Origin of the sequence: Fibrella arboris (assembly GCF_041321095.1) — a bacterium.
Classification (GTDB): domain Bacteria; phylum Bacteroidota; class Bacteroidia; order Cytophagales; family Spirosomataceae; genus Fibrella; species Fibrella arboris.
In genome coordinates, this window is the sequence record NZ_JBGGWE010000014.1 from 68,345 (window position 1) to 89,155 (window position 20,811).

Annotated in this window: 13 protein-coding genes; 10 read left to right on the forward strand and 3 right to left on the reverse strand. The window is 52.8% G+C overall.

From position 1 onward, the window contains the following. The first annotated feature begins 803 nt into the window (after positions 1 to 803). The 5 genes from ACAW75_RS21240 to ACAW75_RS21260 all read left to right on the forward strand — a co-directional run bounded on the left by ACAW75_RS21240 (position 804) and on the right by ACAW75_RS21260 (position 7,065). Positions 804 to 1,274 (forward strand): response regulator, encoded by a 471-nt coding sequence (locus tag ACAW75_RS21240; RefSeq protein ID WP_370730765.1) that lies wholly within the window; start codon positions 804 to 806, stop codon positions 1,272 to 1,274. Between the two features lie 109 nt (positions 1,275 to 1,383). Next, positions 1,384 to 2,583 carry a sugar transferase gene (locus ACAW75_RS21245; RefSeq protein WP_370730766.1) on the forward strand — a complete coding sequence of 400 codons (1,200 nt, stop codon included), beginning with the start codon at positions 1,384 to 1,386 and terminating at the stop codon, positions 2,581 to 2,583. Positions 2,584 to 2,602: 19 nt separating this feature from the next. Beyond that, positions 2,603 to 3,865, forward strand: a complete 1,263-nt coding sequence (locus tag ACAW75_RS21250) for a glycosyltransferase family 2 protein (protein WP_370730767.1) — start codon at positions 2,603 to 2,605, stop codon at positions 3,863 to 3,865. A 212-nt stretch (positions 3,866 to 4,077) separates the two neighbouring features. Then, a complete protein-coding gene (locus ACAW75_RS21255; RefSeq protein ID WP_370730768.1) occupies positions 4,078 to 4,872 on the forward strand; it encodes a TolC family protein in 795 nt (264 codons plus the stop codon). Positions 4,873 to 4,881: 9 nt separating this feature from the next. Then, positions 4,882 to 7,065: a GumC family protein gene (locus ACAW75_RS21260; RefSeq protein ID WP_370730769.1), complete on the forward strand. Its 2,184-nt coding sequence runs from the start codon at positions 4,882 to 4,884 to the stop codon at positions 7,063 to 7,065. A 14-nt stretch (positions 7,066 to 7,079) separates the two neighbouring features. On the opposite strand, the gene ACAW75_RS21265 is transcribed toward ACAW75_RS21260, so the two are convergent. Beyond that, positions 7,080 to 8,228, reverse strand: coding sequence for a glycosyltransferase family 61 protein (locus tag ACAW75_RS21265; RefSeq protein ID WP_370730770.1), 1,149 nt, complete (start codon positions 8,226 to 8,228; stop codon positions 7,080 to 7,082). Positions 8,229 to 8,552: 324 nt separating this feature from the next. Between ACAW75_RS21265 and ACAW75_RS21270 the strand changes: the two genes are divergently transcribed. The 5 genes from ACAW75_RS21270 to ACAW75_RS21290 all read left to right on the forward strand — a co-directional run bounded on the left by ACAW75_RS21270 (position 8,553) and on the right by ACAW75_RS21290 (position 18,746). Further along, a complete protein-coding gene (locus ACAW75_RS21270) occupies positions 8,553 to 12,707 on the forward strand; it encodes a non-ribosomal peptide synthetase (protein ID WP_370730771.1) in 4,155 nt (1,384 codons plus the stop codon). A gap of 27 nt (positions 12,708 to 12,734) precedes the next feature. Beyond that, positions 12,735 to 15,119, forward strand: a complete 2,385-nt coding sequence (gene pbpC / locus ACAW75_RS21275; RefSeq protein ID WP_370730772.1) for a penicillin-binding protein 1C — start codon at positions 12,735 to 12,737, stop codon at positions 15,117 to 15,119. 242 nt (positions 15,120 to 15,361) lie between these two features. After that, on the forward strand, positions 15,362 to 16,657 hold the full coding sequence (locus ACAW75_RS21280) for a metallophosphoesterase (protein WP_370730773.1): 1,296 nt from the start codon (positions 15,362 to 15,364) through the stop codon (positions 16,655 to 16,657). A 66-nt stretch (positions 16,658 to 16,723) separates the two neighbouring features. Further along, positions 16,724 to 17,575, forward strand: a complete 852-nt coding sequence (locus tag ACAW75_RS21285) for a dienelactone hydrolase family protein (protein WP_370730774.1) — start codon at positions 16,724 to 16,726, stop codon at positions 17,573 to 17,575. A 112-nt stretch (positions 17,576 to 17,687) separates the two neighbouring features. Continuing rightward, a complete protein-coding gene (locus tag ACAW75_RS21290) occupies positions 17,688 to 18,746 on the forward strand; it encodes a methyltransferase (RefSeq protein ID WP_370730775.1) in 1,059 nt (352 codons plus the stop codon). Between the two features lie 173 nt (positions 18,747 to 18,919). Here ACAW75_RS21290 and ACAW75_RS21295 read toward each other — a convergent pair whose 3' ends face one another. Together ACAW75_RS21295 and ACAW75_RS21300 are read right to left on the reverse strand one after the other, a co-directional pair. Continuing rightward, positions 18,920 to 19,954 carry a proline iminopeptidase-family hydrolase gene (locus ACAW75_RS21295; protein ID WP_370730776.1) on the reverse strand — a complete coding sequence of 345 codons (1,035 nt, stop codon included), beginning with the start codon at positions 19,952 to 19,954 and terminating at the stop codon, positions 18,920 to 18,922. Between the two features lie 161 nt (positions 19,955 to 20,115). After that, complete coding sequence (locus tag ACAW75_RS21300; RefSeq protein WP_370730777.1) at positions 20,116 to 20,715, reverse strand: Crp/Fnr family transcriptional regulator; 600 nt, start codon at positions 20,713 to 20,715, stop codon at positions 20,116 to 20,118. Positions 20,716 to 20,811 lie beyond the last annotated feature (96 nt).

Genomic DNA, 20,811 nt, shown 5'->3' on the forward strand with positions numbered 1-20,811 from the left:
TCTAATCCTGATAGAAGACTTTCTAAGATTAATACAAATTAAATGTCTTTTGAACAGGACTCTTTTATGCACCAGACATCTAATTAATTATTTAGACTCTGGGGGGGGCATCTCGCCACAGACCGCCTACTAAATATATGTGCGTTCTGCCGCCTGATTTCTGCCACGTAACGAGTAGGGTGAACAGCGTAACTATTTGTTACCGGATAAGCTATATATGTAGCTGTCAAACAGCTGGTTAAGGGCATGAACGTTTATAACTGAATACGCACTTTTATGGCTCTGATTATGTGTATTAACCAGTTTACAATCAGCAAGATGAATAGAAAATAAACAGCGATTACTTACTATTATATCAGAGATAAGTGCTACGTTAGGAGGGAGCGTATTAGTTGTTTTCAGCTTAATTATGGATAACCAGCTAAAAAGTAAGCAGGCTGTTGACCGGAGCACGGGTAGAGGCAAATCATGCACTATATAGCGTGATTAATGAGCCTGCTAATCGTAAAAATAGGGTGATGACAAGGTCAAAAAATGCCTTTTATTGTAAAATGTAAAACATGGAATAATTAAAACGTGATTATTCCTGTGACTACCAGTATAGTTGTATAGTCTAAAGCATTAAATCCGGCAGAGGCATACAAATAGCTCAAACAGGTAACCTCAATTAGGCCCTTTTGAACATTGTGTATAGCACACCTGTCGGAAAAAAAGATTCAACCAGATTGCTGCCTGAATCTATCTGAAATTAAACAATAACCGTGCCATCATCGAACTTAACCAGATCCATTCCAGAATCAACCATGAAAAAAGTGAACCGCCAGCTGCTTATTGTTGAAGAAAACCCGCACATCGTAACGGTCTTAACACAAACATTACGCTCGGATTATACAATTACTGTTGCCACAAATAGCCGCGATGCTGTTCGTTTGTTAGTACAAGGCCGCCAATTTGATTGCATAATAACCGAGCTAAATCTGCCCTTTTTTGATGGACTAGAGCTGGTCAAGTTGGTGAGAATGAATAAATTGTCTCAAAAAACGCCAGTCCTGATTTTATCAGAGGCCGCTGACAGCGACACACGCATTGCTTGCCTGGAAGCTGGCGCTGATGCCCATATTGCCAAGCCATTTAATCCAGTAGAGGTGAATGTGACATTGCGTTCGCTAACAAATCGGTATGTGGTCGTAAATGAGCACGATGAAACGCCCGTGATTCCTATGCATTCGTCTTTATTAAAACGATTCTGGTCGCCTAGCTCACTGAATTTATAACAAAATTTGTTGGTCAGTCTGCCCATCAAAATCTGTGCCACTTTGTTTTTTGCGCGCTGTCACTACCAATAGTTACCTACGTCAACGTTAAAGCTAGTCTCCTCGCCCTATGATACGAGCGGAAATAAACCGGCAAACGGCCACCTGCCTGGTGTTGGTTGAAAAAGAAGAAGCCGTATTCAGTCAGATATCTGCTTTAATTGATTCGTCTTATTTAATCCGGTGGTATCAGCGCATTGATGATGCTATTGCCTGGATGCGGGACAGACAATCTGCAGCGCTGATTATTGTTAACGAGAACCAGAGCACAGTCGAGTCGCTGGCCGCTTTGCGGGCTACCACACTACATAATAGTGTGCCCATCCTGATGCTCTGTAAAAAGTCGTCTGACGAAGCTACACAACTAGCCATCCAGGCTGGCGTTACTGATCTGCTAACCCTGTCGGACGAAACGCAGCTTGAAAAACGCATTCAGTTTTTTCTGACACTCATGCGTCGGGTATCTGCCCAGCCCGATACGCAGGTGCAGCAGACCAATTTTCATTTCACGCTACCCACCTGGAAACGGGCAATAGACATTGCCGCTTCATTGCAGGCAATCATCGTGTTCAGCCCACTGATGCTGCTGGTAGCCCTCCTGATCAAACTAGACTCAAAAGGACCTGTTTTTTACAAATCGAAGCGGGTAGGGGCCAATTACCGGGTATTTGATATGATCAAGTTTCGGACTATGCGCGTTGAAGCAGACCGAATGCTTAAGCAGATGGCCTCGGAAAATAATATGTATAACCAACGTTCAGAAGAGGCCGATGACGACTCGTATGAACATGGTTTATGTGAAGAATGCGCCCTGATGGCGTCGTCATGCCAGCGGAAACTGTTTGATCAGGACCGGTTCGTCTGCGAGCGCACGTATCTAAGGCGCGGTGAAAAAGGCGCCGCCTTTGTGAAGTTTCGTAACGATCCACGCATTACCCGGCTGGGTAACTTCTTGCGTAACAGCAGTATAGATGAGTTGCCTCAGCTGATAAACATACTGCTTGGCGATATGTCAATTGTAGGCAACCGGCCGTTGCCGGTCTACGAAGCCGAAAAACTAACTACTGATCAGGCTGTTAAGCGATTTGCCGGCCCCTCTGGCTTGACTGGCCTTTGGCAGGTCGAAAAGCGGGCCCGGGGCGAAAACCGCATGGATGAGCAGGAACGTATCGATCTGGATATCCAGTATGTCGAAACCTTCTCGTTCATGAAGGATATGCAGATCATCTATAAAACATTTTTCAGCTTGTGGCAGCAGGAGAATGTATAACAGCGAGCCCGCTTTGTCTATGTTTTTAGTCCTGTTCTTCTGGCTGCTAATGGCCCTCGTTGTGTATACATACGTGGGGTATGGGCTGGTACTTTACACGCTGGTGAAGGTGCGCCGCCTACTCGGAATTGGCCAACATATAGTACCGCCAGCGGGTGACCCTGTGCAGGTTACCGTGGTTGTCCCTGCGTATAATGAGCTCGATTGCCTGCCCGCCAAGCTGGCCAACTGCCTGGCTCAGCATTATCCGGCAGATCGGTTACATCTGCTTTTCGTTGTCGAAGGATCAACAGATGGGTCGGCAGAATGGCTGGCTGCGCAACAACAGAACGTACCCAACCTGTCGGTGCTTTCGGGCAAGCAGCGTTTAGGCAAGATCGAGGCCATGAATAATGCGATGCGGCAGGTACGTACCCCGCTGGTCATCTTTACAGACGCCAATACAACGCTGAACCTGGACGCGGTTAGTCGGTTGGTCAGAAAGTTTGACGGGCCGGGTGTTGGCGCTGTTACTGGCGAGAAACGTATTCAATTGGAATCGGCTGAAGCCGCAACAGGTAGTGGCGAGGGGCTCTACTGGCGCTATGAATCGTTGTTGAAACGTTTTGATGCGGAGCTACACACGATCGTAGGGGCGGCTGGCGAGCTTTTTGCGATTCGTACAGAGCTGTATGAACCCGTTGAGGCAGATACGCTGCTCGACGATTTCATGATTTCTCTCCGTATTGCCGCCCGTGGATTTCGGGTTGAGTATGAACCGGAAGCGTATGCGCTGGAACGCCCGTCGCCATCGATACGGGAAGAGCAGAAGCGCAAAGTGCGCATTGCCACGGGCGGGTTTCAGTCAATGCAACGATTAACGAGCCTGTTGAATATATTTCGGTATGGCTGGTTGAGTTTCCAGTACGTATCTCACCGGGTATTGCGCTGGGCTGTTACGCCATTTTGCCTGCCTCTCCTTTTTGTACTCAACCTGCTAATACTGGTCCTGCACACGCTATCAGGTACGTCGTCGCTGGGTGCGGTTGCTTTCTGGGGGATCTTGCTGGCCGGCCAGGTGCTCTTCTATGGCCTTGCCTACCTCGGTTACCGGAACGAAGACCGGCAAACTCGTTGGAAACCGGCCTTCGTACCCTTCTATTTTGTATTTATGAACACATGTGTATTACTTGGTTTGGTACGCTTTTGGCGGGGAGGAATCTCGGGTATCTGGGAGAAAGCCGCCCGGACTGCTCAGACCACCGATACACTTTCGGCTGCGTCGACAACACAGATCGGCTAATTATGTAAGCAGTACCAGTAGTTTGTAAACGCCCTACGCGGGTGCGTCCGACGTGAGGATGCCCCGACGACGAGCCTCACAGGGCATCACGTGACATACACTGTCAATTCCAGTCAAAAGGAAACTCATGTAAGTGAAGCAACTGCCCGGTTGGTTGCGTAACTTTAGTGATACGTTCACGCGTCTCATCGTTCAATCGCCTGTATAAACTTGTGGTTCTTTCTCGTATAGTACGTTTATTCGTTGTCGGTGCAGGCCTGTTTCAGACACTGTCAGCAACTGCTCAGAATACCGGAGCGCGTGGTATGGTTGCCTTTGGCCGATCGGCAGGGTTGCCTGGTGATACCTTATATCTGGATGTGAATCAGGATGTCGCTGTTCAACTATTGCCCTTCGATCAGTTGTTGAAAGTGGCTATGGCCTATTCGCCCCTGGTTAAATATCAACAGGCGCTGGTCAATGTGGCGGAGTCAGGCACAAATATTGCTAAAACGCAGATTTTCCAAAACCTGAATGGGTTTGCCAACTATTCATGGGGGAATCAGTCGTTGGTCACTACAGGTATACCCGACCAGACCAATTCATTAGGGCAGATCGCCAACGGCTACCGGGTCGGCATCGATGCCCGAATTTCATTGTATGATCTGTTTGGTCGGAAACATCAGATCAACCAGGCTAAATCGAACCAGCGCGCGGCTGAATTGCAACGCGACGTACTTGAGCTGCAATTGAAACAGCAGCTGATCACGATCTATCAGGATATGATTACGGCACAACAAATGCTTAAAATCAGACTGATTGATGAGCAGGCTTCACTGACTGCGTACCGCCTGGCTGAACTGGATTTACAGAAAGGCCGTATTAACGCTACCACCATGGCAAGTATCACCACGCAGTATGTGCAGACCCGGGCCATATCAGAACAGGTGAAAGGTGATTTTCTTAAAAATGTTCATTTTTTTGAAGCCCTGATGGGCGTACCCATTCAGCGATTGAAACGCATTTAACGACACCGAATGAAGCTTGACGTTTTTCTGCGCCTTCTGAAACAGCATGTCATCTGGTTTGTGCTGATTCCGCTTGTTACGGCAGCCACGGCCTATTACCTGACCCGTAACGAGCCTAAAACATATAAATCAGAAGCTACGCTGTACACGGGTCTGGCATCGGGCTATAACCTGCTGACGGATAAACTGTCGGCGTCGATGGACCGGTCGACGAGTGCCTTCGACAATCTGCTATCGACACTCGGATCGAAAGAGACCATGTTGCAGGTAAGTGTCAGCTTACTGACTGATCACCTATTGCTTGAGCAGCCAGACAGCCTTGTGCTGGGAGCAGACGGGTTCCAGAAGCTACAAATGGCTGTTCCTAATCAAGTCAGGGAGCAATTGCCCATCATGGCTGGTGATTCAGTGCTGCGTCTGGCGTTGGATAGCCTCGCTAAATTGCCTACGGCCAACCCGATAAAAAGTTTATTGCTCAATTCGGACAGCTATTACTCCATCTCGAAAATCGGCGAAAAACTGAAGGCGTCGCCCCGGAAAAACACGAACGACGTGTTAATGATGGAGTATGAGACCAATGATCCGGCGGTGGCTCAACGCACGTTAGTCTATGCTATCGACGCATTGAACAAGCGGAATACGTACTTTAAAACGTCGGAAACGAAGACGGTAGTTGGCTTCTACGAGAAAAAATTAAAGGAGTCTAAACTGCGCCTCGATAACGCAGAAGGAGCGCTTCGGGCATTTAGTACGACCCATCGTGTGCTGGACTATGACGAGGAAGCCCGCAACGTGGCGGCGTCACGCGAGGCATTGATCAGCGAGTACAATCAGGAAAAAATGCGGCGAAACGGAGCGAAGGCAGCCTTGGATGCCCTTAGCAAACGGTCTGGCGCACAGAGTGGCGTACAATTGGCTAGTGCTGAACTGAATGCGAAACAGCGGAAACTAAGCGAAGCCGAAAACCAGTTGGCCAATGCCCGCGCTTATAACCAGCCCAAAGCCGCTATTGCCCGGTTGCAGGCGACCGTTAATCAGGCAACGGAAGAATTGAAAGCCAGCGCTCAGAAATACGATGCTATCAGCGATAACTCCGATGCGCTGCCCCAGCAAACGCTGGCAGCCGACCGCCTGGCCAAATCGCTGGAATATGAAGAATCATCAGCCAAGCTGGAGCTATACGAAAATCGGATTCAGGAGTATCAGGCTAAAACGAACGAATACAGCCCACTAGGCTCTCAGCTCCGGCAGTTGAACCGTAACCTGGCACTGGCTGAGAAAGAGTACACGGATCTGCTCGATCAGGTCGATCAATCGCGGGTCCGGCAGCAGGATGTATCGGTAGGCGGAACGCTGGAAGTGCTCGATGCCCCTAACTTTCCTCCGTCCCCCCTCGCCTCTAAACGGAAACAACTGGTCATAGTGGGTATCGGCGTAGGGGTGTTCATTGCCCTGCTGCTGATGGCGCTCCGGTTCTGGCTCGACAAGCGGATCAAATCGCCTGAACAGGCCGAAGAGCTGATTGGCCGGCCGGTGGCAGCCATGTTCCCGACGGTAAAAAACCCACTCGCTTTCTCCAAAACGACTCGAGCGGCCCGGAGTATGTTTGAGCAGTTGTTGAATGCGATCAATATCGAACTGGCTCAGGTAACCAATAAACCGTTTCCCCCCATTATAACCTTGTTCAGCGTTCGGCCGGAACAGGGTAAAAACTGGGTGACCAACGGGTTGCTTCGGCTCTATGCCGAAGCAGATTTGCGCGTTGCCTGCTGTTATCCTCGCGAAACGGGTAATGAACAACGGGAAGATAAACTCGGGGTAACGTACCTACCCTACACGGTCAGGCCCGACTTTATGAACGTGACCAGTATAGAGTATCTGCTCGATCATGACATGGCGTTCGACGCCACCCAGTTCGACCGTATACTCCTTGAGTTACCTTCGCTCATCAATCACCAGATTCCGGTGTATATGATGAAACAGAGCGCGTTATCGCTGCTAGTCATTGACGCCAACGCTGCCTGGGGCCGAACCGAAAAGCAACTCCTGGGCCTATATGAGCGGGTAACCCAACAACCTATTCTGACCGTACTAAACAGGGTTGGCGGCGATTACCTGGAGAAAACCAGTAAGGCCGATATGGCCGAGCTACCAAGTCAGCCCAGGCATAAACTGCAACGCACCAACCGCTAACTGGCTGGTACCGGTTAAAGCAATTCGGTCAGGTAGCGCTCAATCTCGGGTATCGATACGGTAATGTCTTCTTCCAAGGCGTCAATTACCCCCCGACTACGGGCCGGTTTGCCATTGGTGTAAGCCGTATAGCGAAGGTCCAGCAGACTGGCCATGTGCTGAAAGAAGTTGGGCGTATAATTAGGAGAAAATAGTTCGAGCAACTGCGTTCCAGGTTCACTCCAGATGATATTGCTAAACGAAGCACCGTGAGGCCCTATGATAAATGAGGCACGTTTATAGATCGCAATCTGTTCGATAACCGACCGTGGCTTATCCTCGATAACCACAAAATCAAACCGTTTCAACAACTGAATCAGGTCCGCTTCATTGGTAACCCGGCGACGACCCGACCGGCTGATGTACAGGCGCTGTGCCGGTAAGGCCGGGAGATTTATTTTTTCGCTGATTTGCTTCTTCAGCGTGAAAATATCAGCCGGGTTGGGGTAAAACCAATGGCCACTATTGCCCAGTATACAGCGGGCAGGGGTAACGGCGTGGGTGCGACTATCGACTACCTGATTAGCCTGTAAACCAAGTAGTTCCAGATACTCTTTTTCATAAGATGTGTTAAAGAGTGGATAGGCAACCGTAGCGATGGAAAAGTCAGTGGCTGGTATAGCTTCTTTCACCCGGGCCAGTTTAGCCGCTACCAATAAGACAAAATCATAGTAACCGCCAAACCTGGCGCCGTCTAAATACTGACTCCATGGGGCAATGAGCAGGTCTGCTGGCCGAATTGTCTGGCCTGGGCGATCGAAAAAGTCTTTATAGTACCCATCTGTGTCATAATCGGTACAGAGTACGTCATTACCTAGTTTAATGCCTCCATACGGGAGAAGGGTTATAGCGCCTGCCTGTTGGTCTACTGACCAGACAAACGAAGGGTTCGTGAACGTGTCGGTGGGTGGAAGAATGATAGTATCGGGAGACGTCAGCTTATGTACCGCAGGCAGTTTAACCTGCGTGGCGGGCAACACCAGTTGTTTATACGAGCGCAACAGCGCTATCGTTTGCTCTTTTGTCAGCAGGCGAATGCCTGTTTGGGTCAAGTGCCGATCGACCTGCCTGTTTCGAATGGATGATACAATTGATAATGACCTTCTAAGTAACTTTTTAATCATGGATGTGGCTTACAAGTGAAAAGATGATCAGTTTAACGTCTTTAACTGGTAGTTCAGGTAAGCTAAGGGAGAAATTGATTAGTCGGCAGCAACGAGTAGTAAATTTCTTCTAAAATGGCCTGCCTTAACGCCACAATTTTAGCCGATGTGTGTATTGGCGGGCGTTCAACTACACTTCTTTTCAACCTAACTGCTTATCTTTACTAACCACACGTGGTGTACAAGACCTGGGGCCTCAGGGTTTTGTATGGCCCCGGTGGTCTGATTTTTGTGGCAGAAAGGCCGCCTGGTAATCAGCTATTGCTCAATGCAAACAGAGAAAAAATGCGCGAAACTACTACCTCGTCTCATCTAACGGCCCCGGATTTCGACCCATTTGCTGGCCCGCAATTGGCCAGGGTAGTACCCACTACTCAACCTCAAATCGAAATTTGGACTGCCTGCCAGTTGGGTGGAGACGAAGCCAGCCGTGCTTATAACGAATCTATCTCACTTCGGTTAACAGGCCCTCTAAAAACGGATGCTTTTATCGAAGCCTGGGGCGGCTTGGTGCGCCGCCACGAGGCCTTACGTACTACATTTAGTGCTAATGGCCTGCAGATGTGCGTGTCTGACGAGCTGACGATCAATCTCATTATTCGTGACGTAGCTGACCAAAGCGCAGGCATACAGGTTGAAACAGTAGCCGAATGCGTTGAACAGGATGCACAATACCTATTTGATCTACAGGCTGGACCGCTTGCCAAAGCGACCCTGATAAAACTGTCGGAGACAGACTGGCATTTTACCCTGACTGCCCACCACATCATCTGTGATGGCTGGTCAACGGGTATTCTGCTACAGGATGTAGGTAAACTCTACACGGCTTACGCGCAGGGCTTTTCGCCGATGCTGCCCGCCGCGCCCCAGTTAAGCCAGTACGCTATTGATCAGCAGGCCTTTCTAAAGAGCGAGACCTACCGGCAAAGCGAAGCCTATTGGCTGGGTCAGTTCGAGGGAACGATCCCAACCCTGACCGTACCGACCGACGTGCCCCGCCCTGTGCCGCGCACGTTTGCCAGCCGCCGGGCCGATTTTGTGGTTGACGAAGCGCTCGCCAGCGCCCTGAAAAAAGTAGGTGTTCGGGCGGGCAGTAGTTTCGTAGGTACGTTGATGGCGGCGTTTGAAGTATGGCTCCATCAGCTGACTCAGCAGGATGATCTGGTGTTGGGGTTACCGGCAGCAGGTCAACTGGTGGCGGATCGATACGGGTTGGTTGGGCACTGTGTCAGTTTGCTTCCACTGCGTAGCCAGTATACGGCCAGTCAGTCGTTTACAACGTACCTGAAAAAGCGGCGCGTTGAGCTGATGGATGCCTATGAACACCAGCAGCTGACATTTGGTAGCTTACTTCGGAAATTGCCCATTACCCGTGATCCGTCGCGTATTGCCCTGGTGCCCGTTGTATTCAACCTCGATATGGGGCTCGACGAAGGCGTTGACTTTCTGGATCTACACCACCAGCTGATCAGTAACCCGCGCGCCTACGAAAACTTCGAGCTGTCGCTCAACGCCACCGGGTCAGAACAGTCGCTGGTACTGGAGTGGTCATACAATAAACACTTGTTCAAGCCCGAAACGATCGAGGGTTTCAACCAGTCGTTTGTGGAGCTGTTGCAGGCGGTTACCCGGCAGCCAGAGGTTCCGTTCGCCGAAGTAAACCGCGTTGAAACGGACCCGATCAGCGTACCTGAGCCGACAAAAGCGCCGAACGTCTGGCCGTATCCCCGCGAAAAAGCCCTGACAACGCTCATTGCCGAAACGGCCGATCAGTTTCCGGACAAGGTCGCCATTCGGTTCAAAGAGCAGGCGTTAACGTACCGTGAACTGGATAGGCAGGCCAATCAGGTAGCACATGCACTACGGGCACAGGGCGTACGGCCCGGCGACCGCGTGGGGCTGGCCGTTGATCGGTCGCTGGCCATGGTGGTGGGTATGCTGGGTATTATGAAAGCGGGGGGCACCTATGTACCTGTTGATCCGCAACACCCCGCCGACCGGCTGACATACATTCTGACAGATGCCGGTTGTACGGTATTGCTCACCTCGCAGGCGCACCAGGGGCGTTTGAGCCTGCCGAATGTGCATGAACTGCTGGTGGAAACGCTCTGGCCAACCCTGGATCAGTATCCACAGACAGCCCCTGACCAGCAACCGACTGGTCAGGATATTGCCTACATCCTTTACACGTCGGGAACGACCGGGCGACCTAAGGGTGCCCTTATCCGGCATCATAGTGTTTCCAATGCGCTGTTCAGTGTGGCGCGGGAGCCAGGATTAACGGCGGCCGATAAAACCATTGCCTTGGCCACCATCGCCTTCGATCTGGCGGTTGTAGAGATCTATACCCCATTGATCGTGGGGGCCGAACTGTTGCTGATCGACCCGGCTACGGCGCGTAATGGCGAAGTGCTGGCTCGGGTATTAAGCGACAGATCCATCACGTTTATTCAAACTACGCCGGCTACTTTCCGGCTGTTGATGGAGGCGGGCTGGCACGGGCACAACAACCTGCGAGTCATTTCGTGTGCCGAGGCGCTGCCAATGGACCTGGCCAAAACGCTGATGAGTACCTGCCGCGAACTCTGGAACTACTACGGCCCCACTGAAACAACGATCTACGCCACGGGTAAGCAAATTTTGCCGACCGATGAGCGCATTACCATTGGCCGGGCCATTGCCAATACCCGCATCTATATTGTCGACGAAACTGGTAAACAGGCGGCCGATGGGCAGCCGGGCGAAATTTGCATTGCGGGAGAGGGGGTATCGGGCGTTTACCTGAACCAGCCTGAACTAACGGCTGAGAAATTCATTGACAATCCGTTTTCGGCTACACCCGAAAAGCTTTACCGGACGGGCGACCTGGGTCGTTACCTGAACGGGGGAACCCCCGAAACCGCCGATATTCTGTACATGGGTCGTATCGATCAGCAAGTGAAAATCCGGGGTTTTCGGATCGAGCTGGGCGAAATCGAACACACACTGGTTAAGGTCGCCGGTATCAAGGAAGCCATTGTGCTGGCCCGCGAAGAGCAATCGGGCGACCGGCGGCTGGTAGCTTACGTGGTGCCTGAAAAGGAACCCGCTGGCGGTTTTGCCGTCAAAGGAGCTGCTACGGTGGCTAGCGAACCCGTTCGGACGTGGCGGAAGCAGGCGGCTGAGTCGCTCCCCGATTATATGGTGCCGAGCGAATTTGTGCTGCTTCCCCGTTTCCCGGTTACGGCCAACGGTAAGATTGATCGGAATGCCTTACCTGCCCCGTCGACTAACCGGGCGGAACTGGTAAAGGAAACACCGCCTGAACAGAGCAACCGACCTGCCACACCCGAAGAAGAGCAGTTGATAAGGCTTTGGGAAGCTGTGCTGGGGATAGATACTATCGGCCTCGACGATAATTTCTTTGAACTGGGTGGCCACTCGCTCATTGCCGTCCAGGTGATGGCACGACTGGAGAAACAGACGGGTCGCCGGTTACCGCTGGCTACGTTGTTTGAATACCCCACTGTTCGGGCGCTGGCCGAACTGATTCGCGAACAGGATAAACCTGTCTCGTGGGAGTCGCTGGTTCCGATCAAGCCTACCGGCACACGTCAACCGCTGTATATCGTTCATGGGGCGGGTTTGAATGTGCTGTTGTTCAACGCCGTAGCGCAAAATCTTCATCCCGACCAACCGGTTTATGGCCTACAGGCGCGGGGCTTGAATGGAATTGATGAGCCTTTCCGGAGCATCAGAGAAATGGCGGCGTACTATGTGGAAGAAATTGTAAAGCATAATCCGAAGGGCCCTTATTCACTGAGTGGCTTCTCCTTTGGGGGGATCGTAGCTTTCGAAATGGCCCGGCAACTGGTTGAACAGGGGCGTGAGGTCGGCCTGGTCGCGTTATTTGATGCCTATGCGTATGATGCTGGTCACAATAACCCATGGTGGCAACGGAAGAAACAGCAGATGCAGCTGTTTACCAATAAAGTAACGCACACGATGTCGTTGCTGGAAAAACATCGCTGGCAGGGTGTTTCGTACAAAATGCAGTCGATCGACCGGCGGCTGATCAAGAAATACTGGTGGTTAAAATCGAGTTTTCGCCCCGACCATGTGGTGTTACGGATGGCCATTCGGGCGTACTGGCAGTTGAAGTTCGGGCAGGCGCAACAGCAGGAGGCTATTCTGGACACAACGTTCAAAATCGAGGCGATCAATGACGTAGCGCTGGATCAATTTCAGCTGCAACCGGCCAACGTGGCGGTGCATCTGTTTCGGGCTACTATCCAGACGTTCTATATGGACGACTACGATTATTATGGCTGGCGTGATTTTGCGCTGAAAGGCGTGCATGTCCACGACGTACCTGGTGAGCATAGTTACATCTTCGCCCCGCCAAACGACAAGGAGTTTGCTGAAAAACTACAGGCTGTGCTCGATGCGCGAAAGCCGTAGACAAACTTTGTTTGACCCTACCTGTGCGTGACTCACCGCGACCGCTTTTCTGACCATCGTCGCCTTGTTGCTTACGTGCAGCGCCATCGCTGGCCGAAACTGCTGCTAGGGACGTTGCTGCTGCTTTTCGTGCTCGACCGGCTGTTTCCGCCGCCAACGCGCGTCGCCTATTCCACGCTGGTCACGGCTGCCGATGGCACTACACTCCATGCGTTCCTGAACCGGAATGACAAATGGCGGATGTACGCCACACTCGATGAGATTACGCCCCGGCTTCGGCAAGCTATCATCCAGAAAGAAGACCGCTGGTTTTACTGGCATCCCGGCCTGAATCCTGTGGCGATGGGGCGGGCGATGGGCAACAATCTGCTGTCGGGACGCCGGACCTCGGGCGCATCGACGATCACCATGCAGGTGGTTCGACTGCTCGAGCCGCGCCCACGAACGTACCTGAGCAAACTGATCGAAGTGGGGCGGGCAGTACAACTGGAAGCGCATCTGAGCAAAAGCGAGATTCTGCAACTGTACCTGAACCTGATTCCCTACGGCGGCAATGTTGAAGGCATCAAATCGGCGTCGCTGATCTTCTTTGGAAAACCGCCGCAACTGCTCAGCCTGGCCGAAATGACCACGCTGGCTATCATTCCTAACCGGCCATCGAGTTTACGGTTGGGCGACAACAACGCCGCTATTGTACAGGCGCGAAATGCCTGGCTACGCCGGTTCGCCAAGTCGGGTACGTTCGACGGAAAAGCCGTGCAGGATGCCCTGAACGAACCCCTCGACGCCCGACGTCGGCCCGCTCCCAACCAGGCTCCACACCTGAGCCTGCGCCTGCGAACGGAACAACCCGACGCGCCCATCATCGTCAGCACGATACAGCCTGGCGTACAGGCGGCAACCGAACGGCTGGTGCGCCAATACGTTGACCGGGTGCGGGCACAGAACATTCACAATGCAGCCGTGCTGGTGATTAACAACCAAACCGGGGCGGTTGAAGCCTACGTCGGTTCGGCTGATTTTGCCAATACGTTCGATGGTGGGCAGGTCGACGGGGTGCAGGCGGTCCGGTCGCCGGGCAGTGCATTGAAACCATTGCTCTATGCCCTGGCATTTGATCGGGGACTGATTACGCCCAAAGCCAGACTGAACGACGTACCCACGAATTTTGGCGGTTATGAACCCGACAACTATGACCGGCATTTCAACGGCCCTGTCACGGCTGAGTTCGCGCTGGCCAATTCGCTGAACATCCCCGCCGTAAAACTCCTGCGCGATGTGTCGACCCCCGGTTTTGTCGGTACGCTGCGCCAGGCCGGATTCCGAACGGTACAGAAAAAGGCCGATGACCTTGGTCTGTCTATGATTCTGGGCGGTTGTGGCGTCACGCTGGAAGAGCTGACACAAGCCTATACTGCCTTTGCCAACGGCGGTGCAATTCGACCCGTAAGATTTGTTTCTGTAGACCCGTCTGCCGAACGCAGCGTTTCTCCCTCTCGTCTTTCGTCCCTCATTTTTTCTCCCGAAGCCGCCTTTCTGGTAACCAACACGCTGACCCAGATCACCCGACCCGACCTGCCCAATAATTTCGACAACAGCTACCGGCTACCACGCATTGCCTGGAAAACGGGTACATCGTATGGGCGGCGCGATGCCTGGAGCATTGGCTACAATCGGCATTATACGGTAGGTGTGTGGGTCGGTAATTTCTCGGGCGTTGGCGTGCCGGACCTGAGCGGCGCCAATACAGCCACGCCGCTACTGTTTCAGGTGTTCAATGCCATCGATTACAACACGCCGACGGGCTGGTTCAGGCCACCAGTGGGCGGGAAGCTGGCCTCGCGACAGGTTTGCCCCGAAAGCGGAGAGGTCCCCGAACGTACCTGCGAAGGCCGATCGGTCGATTATTACATCATGGGCGTATCGCGGGCCAGCCGGTGTCAGCATCAAACCGTGGTCTGGACAAACCCCGCCCAAACGTTGTCGTACTGTGCGCATTGCCGACCCACAGCTACCGATAGCCTATCGCGCCCGGTGGCCCGGCTCTATCCGAACCTGGCCCCGGAGGTGGTGGCCTGGTATGCGGCCAGTCATCGGCCCTACGCGGCTATTCCGCCCCATAACCCGGCTTGCGAGCGTGTGTTTGGCACCGGTGTGGCTCCCTTGATCACCAGCCTGAATCAGCACAGCGAGTACTTCATCAACCCCAAAGAACCGGCCGATCTGGCGCTGACTTGTCAGGCAGCAAATGATGTGCAGCGGGTATACTGGTACCTGAACGATAAACTGTATCGTGCGGCTAAACCGACCGAAACGATCTTTTTCACCCCCACACCCGGCGCACTGACGGTGGCCTGCGCCGATGATAAAGGCCGCGTGAGTCGGGTGCGGGTACTCGTAAAGCGGGAGTAAGCTTGATAAGTAGTGTATTGCTTCGCTAGGTAGGCCCTGAGCCTGTCGGGGATCGCGGCGGCAAACCGGCCTGGTCGAAGGGCCCGCACGCGAAGCAATACACTAAATTCACGTCCATCCAAAAACTCGCCCGCTCGACTGTAACCATAGCGGCCAAAAAGGCGTTAGTGACTAAGTGCTGTTGATGGCCGCACAGTAACGGTCTGTTGCTCATCAGCGCAACTTACTCCTGTATGTTCTCTATGCTCCGTAATTTGTCAAGCGTTTTAGTCGTTGCGCTTTTTTTACTGATCGATGTGTATGTCTATCAGGCGTTTAAGTTCTTTACCCGACATTCTCCCGAGGCTACGCAGCGCACGGTTGCCTGGTGTTACTGGGGGTTCACCCTCCTCTCGCTGGGTACGTATATCGCCCTGCAACTGATTCCCGCCGACTCGATTGGCCGTGTAACCCGCACCATGCTGACGATTGCGGTCTTTATCGCTTACTTCTCGAAGTTTATTACGGTCATTTTCCTGTTCATCGACGACATCGTGCGTTTCTTCCAGTGGATCTGGTCGCTGGTTGCCGGCAAATCGTCTGCTTCAGTCAACAACGTACCCGGCACCGAGGTACCCCCTGCTGACACTACCATTACGCGCCATGATTTCCTGGTGAAAACGGCCGTGGTGGCCGGGGCCATTCCATTGGTGGCGTTTTCGTACGGTATCATTTCGGGAGCCCATGACTACCGGATTCGCCGCGTAACGCTCCCGCTGAAAAACCTGCCCCGCAGTTTCGACGGCATGACCATCGCCCAACTGTCGGATATTCATTCGGGCAGCTTTTTTAACAAAACGGCGGTGAAAGGCGGCGTAGATATGCTCCTTCGTGAGAAACCCGATCTGGTGTTCTTCACCGGCGACCTCGTGAACAGCCGCGCCGATGAGGTGAATGATTACATCGACATTTTCAATAAGGTGAAAGCACCACTAGGTGTTTTCTCGACGCTTGGTAACCACGATTACGGCGCGTATGTCAAATGGCCTAGTGCCGAAGCGCAGCGCCAGAACGTGCTCGACGTGGTGAAAGCGCATAAACTGATGGGCTGGAATCCGCTGATGGACGAAAACCACATTCTGACGCAGGGCGGCGATAAACTGGCCATCATTGGCGTACAAAATCTAGGCTTTGGGCCGGCGGCGCTGAAAGCCGGTAACCTGGCCAAGGCATACAGGGGGGCGGAAGAGTATCCGGTCAAGCTGCTGCTGTCGCACGATCCTACGCACTGGGATGCCGAGGTGCGGCCAAACTACCCGGACATCGACGTGACCTTTAGTGGCCACACGCACGGGGCGCAGTTTGGCGTTGAGTTTGGCGAGTACAAATGGAGTCCGGTGAAGTATTTCTACCGGCAATGGGCTGGTTTATATCGGGAGGCAACAACCACCGGAAATCCGCAAACGCTGTACGTGAACCGAGGCTATGGCTACATCGGTTACCCTGGCCGAGTGGGTATTTTGCCCGAAATCACGATGTTTACCCTGAAGCAGGCGTGAGGTAGAAAAACCACCCTGCCGCTTTTCTGGTTTAGTTAAATGTACCAACACATAATTGATGTATTCATGAAGCTTTCCTTTATTTCCATCATTTCGTTTGTGCTGACGCTCTGGTCGTCGTACCACAAGCCCGAAACAACGGCTACTATTCCCCTGTGCGGGGTTGCCGGCATGCAACAACTCGCTGGTGATCCAGCTTTCCAGGCCCTTCATGCCAGCCCGATTCCGTTTCATTACGAGTCGAAGGCGGGTGAAATGATGACCTTCAGCACGCCCGACGGCAAAACAGCGAACGGTTTCCTGCTCAAATCGAAGAAACCATCAGACAAGTGGCTACTGGTGTATCAGGAGTGGTGGGGGTTGAACGACAACATCAAGATGCAGGCCGAAACGTTCTACAACGACCTGAAAAACGTGAACGTACTGGCCGTTGACATGTACGACGGTAAAGTGGCTACCGTTCCTGCCGAAGCAGGTAAGCTGATGCAGGGCGCTGATAAAGCCCGTCTGGCGTCGATCATGAAAGGGGCCATTGCCTATGCTGGTCCGAAAGCCGAGATCGCCAGTGTGGGCTGGTGTTTTGGGGGCAGCCTGTCGCTGCAATCGGCCATGCTGGAAGGTAAACAGGCAAAAGGCTGCGTCATGTATTACGGTTTCCCCGAGCAGGATACGGAGAAACTGAAAACGCTGGATACCGACGTGCTGGGAATCTTTGGTAATAAAGACCAAAACATCAATCCGCAGGTAGTCAACACGTTTGAAGAAAACATGAAGAAAGCTGGTGAAAAAATCGAAGTGGTCCGCTACGACGCTGGCCACGGGTTTGCGAACCCAAGCAACCCCGTTTTCGATAAGACGGCCTCTGCCGACGCCTACAAACGCGCGTTGAGCTACCTGAAAGACCGGCTGAAAGCGTAAAAGATCAGTTTACAGTTTGCTGTTTACAGTTTTCAGTTGTGCTGCTAATTCAGCCATGCGAACCTAGGCAGCGCAACTGAAAACTGTAAACAGCAAACTGTAGACTGATTTCATGCAATTAAAAATCTCCGCCGATAACCCGCTTGAGTGGGTCGCTTTACGGGCCAATCTGGTGCCCGTGCCGTTGCTGCACGCCCAGATAATGCCTGTCATTAGTAAAGCGGTGCTCGAAGCGGCTGATAAGGGCGTTTTCGACGCGGTGGCCGATGGAAACGATACTACCGACGATATTGCCCTGGCCTGCGGGCTAAACCCGAAAGCTACCGGCGAACTGATGGGCCTGCTCACCGCGCTGGGCTACTTCACCTATCTGTCAGGTACGTTCACGCTAACGAAGATGGCCCGCAAGTGGACCCTCAAACACGAGCCTGAGTCGGTATACGGTATGCTGGTGTTCAACAATCGGGTTATGTGGCCCTGGCTCGATAAGCTGGGTACGTACCTGCAAACCGGCGAAGGCATTCATTACCACGACCACCTCGACGCCCAGCAATGGAACTACTACCAGCAGGCTATGGTGGCTGCCTCCGGTAGCGAAGCGAAGGAATTTGGCCGCCGTACTCCCGTACCAAAAGCCGTTAAAGCCGGCGAACCGGCCCGTATGCTCGACATTGGCGGGTCGCATGGTCAGCATTCCGTGGCCCTCTGCAAGCGTTATGCTGGTCTGTCGTCAACGATCATTGATTTACCCGCTGCCATTGAGCAGGCTGCGCCATTGCTGGCCCGCCTCGGCATGGGCGACCGGGTGAAACATCAACCCGGCAACGCCCTTACCGACGATTTTGGCGAAGCACAATACGACATTGTTCTGATGTCGAGCCTGGCGCACCATTTCACGCCCGACCAGAACCGTGATGTGGCCAAACGGGTAGTCCGCGCCCTGAAACCGGGTGGCATCTACATTGTCAACGAGTTTATCCGCCCCGAAACGGGGGCCGCGCCCGAGCTTGTCGGTAGCTCAACCGATCTGTTTTATGGCCTCACCAGCACCGCCGGTAATTATTCCATTGCCGAAATCCAGGGCTGGCAACAACAAGCGGGCCTCCATAAAGGCCGCGTTATTACGTATCGCACCCTGCCCGGTCGTGCCATGGTGGTTGGCATCAGATAACCCGGCCCAAATCGTAGGGGCAACCCTCGCGGTTGCCCGCTCTCGGGCGCCATAACGACCGCCCATGATACGACAGTCCTTCCCAAAGGAACGTTGCAGTTTGGGCCGTTTTTGTGCTCGCTCTACGGGCGGTCGCTGTTGCGCCCGAAAGTGGGCAACCGCGAGGGTTGCCCCTACTGCTCTCCCGCATCCACGGCTTTGATGAACTTCACCAAGCCGGGGAAATAGTGCGGCTGATCGTCCCACATGCTGCAGTGGCTGCCGTCGGGACAAATCAGGCTGGTGCCTTTGGGTAGCTGCGTGGCCATCCAGGCCATGTGCTTCGGGTCCATCGTGTCGTGGTTGCCGCCGATGGTGAGCGTGGGTACGTTGATGTTCTTCAGATCGGCGCGGCGATCCCATTTGGCAAGGCGGCCGGCAATGCCAAATTCGGAAGGCCCCTGCATCAAGGTATATACCGTGTTATTTATACCTGAAAGCGCTCTGTCGAATGCGTTCGGAAAGGGCTTTAAACGGCAAAAGTGTTCAGCGTAGAAGTTGGGTAGCAGTAATTCCATGTAGCGCGGATTCCCGAAGTCTTTCCTGGCTTCGATCGCTTTAATTTCGGCCAGCACCTTTGGGTCCATTTGCTTGGCCAGCACCTCGTCAGCATATTTTCCGTATTCAGGGCAACTGCTCATCATGTTGCTGATGATAAGTCCTTTCAGGTTTTGCTGGTATTTCAACGCGTATTCCGTGGCCAGAATACCGCCCCAGCTATGGCCCAGCAGGTAAAAATTGTCTTTGGTCAACCCCAGCGCCTGACGTACCTGCTCCACTTCTTCCACAAAACGCGGCGTAGTCCAGAGCGTGCTGTCGGTGGGGTGATCGCTGTTGAGTGAGCCCAGTTGATCGTAATAATAGAATTCAATGTCTTCGGCGGGAAAGTAGCTCTCGAACGGTTCAAACAGTACATGGTTGCCGCCGGGGCCACCGTGCAACAGCAGCACCTTCATGCGCGGATTGTTGCCCACGCGCTTCGTCCAGACAGTAAACGTACCTGACGGCGTTTTTACCGGAATCATGCGGACACCACCCGTGCGAACACCCGTTTCCGGCGACTGATTATACGTAACGGCCTCGCTACCTGAAGGGGCTTTGTTACAGGCGATTGCCACAACCAGCAGCAACGCAAAAAGGGCAAGGCGGGTAAAGAAAAGGTGTATCATGGTCTTGAAGGCGTTTAGGAATAGGCTGGCTAAGTTAGGCAAATGGGAATCGCCTGCTGTATCAAATAGTCATTGGCTCTATGGTTATTTTCCAGATGCAATCTCCGCAAACCAGGTGGTGACCAGGGGTGCTTACCCGCCACAACGTACCTGAATCGGGATCAGGCATCGTCGCGGTGCATGATCCGGTTGCGGATCCGGCTGAGGCTTACGGGCGTGATGCCGAGGTAATTGGCAATATAATGCTGCGGAATACGGTCCAGAATTTTCTTTTTGTTGCTGGTCAATAAATCAAGATACCGTTCTTCCGGGCTCTGCGTGAGCAGCCCAACCATCCGATCTTCCAAACCAATGGCGATGTATTCAGCAATGAGCCGCCCGAACTTTTGCCAGGTGATACTTTGCTCGAAGAGCGTCACTAAGGCCGTGTACGGAAAAACAACGTACCTGGCCGGGGTGAGGGCTTCGATGGTCATACGCGAAGGGAGTTTGGTAAGGCAACTCATGTAGGCGCTCATAAAATGGTTTTCGAAATAAAAATAGGTCGTTTTTTCCTCGCCATCAGTAGTATAAAACTGCCTGAATGACCCTTCTAGCACCAACGCTACCGCATTGGCCAGCTTTCCCTCCTCAGCAAAAAGCTGCTGTTTCTGGATCGTTTCAACCCGCAGGTGAGGCGTTAACATCGTCCATTCTTCCTCGCTAAGTGGCGTGAACCGTTCAATCTGCTGACGTAAGAGTAGGGAAGCTTCGGTAGTCATCGCTGGTGCGTTGTGTATAATTGTGGCCTAATTTATTTCTGAATTGCCCAGAATAGGTCAAAATAGTATATTATGTTGCAATGATATAAAAGAGAG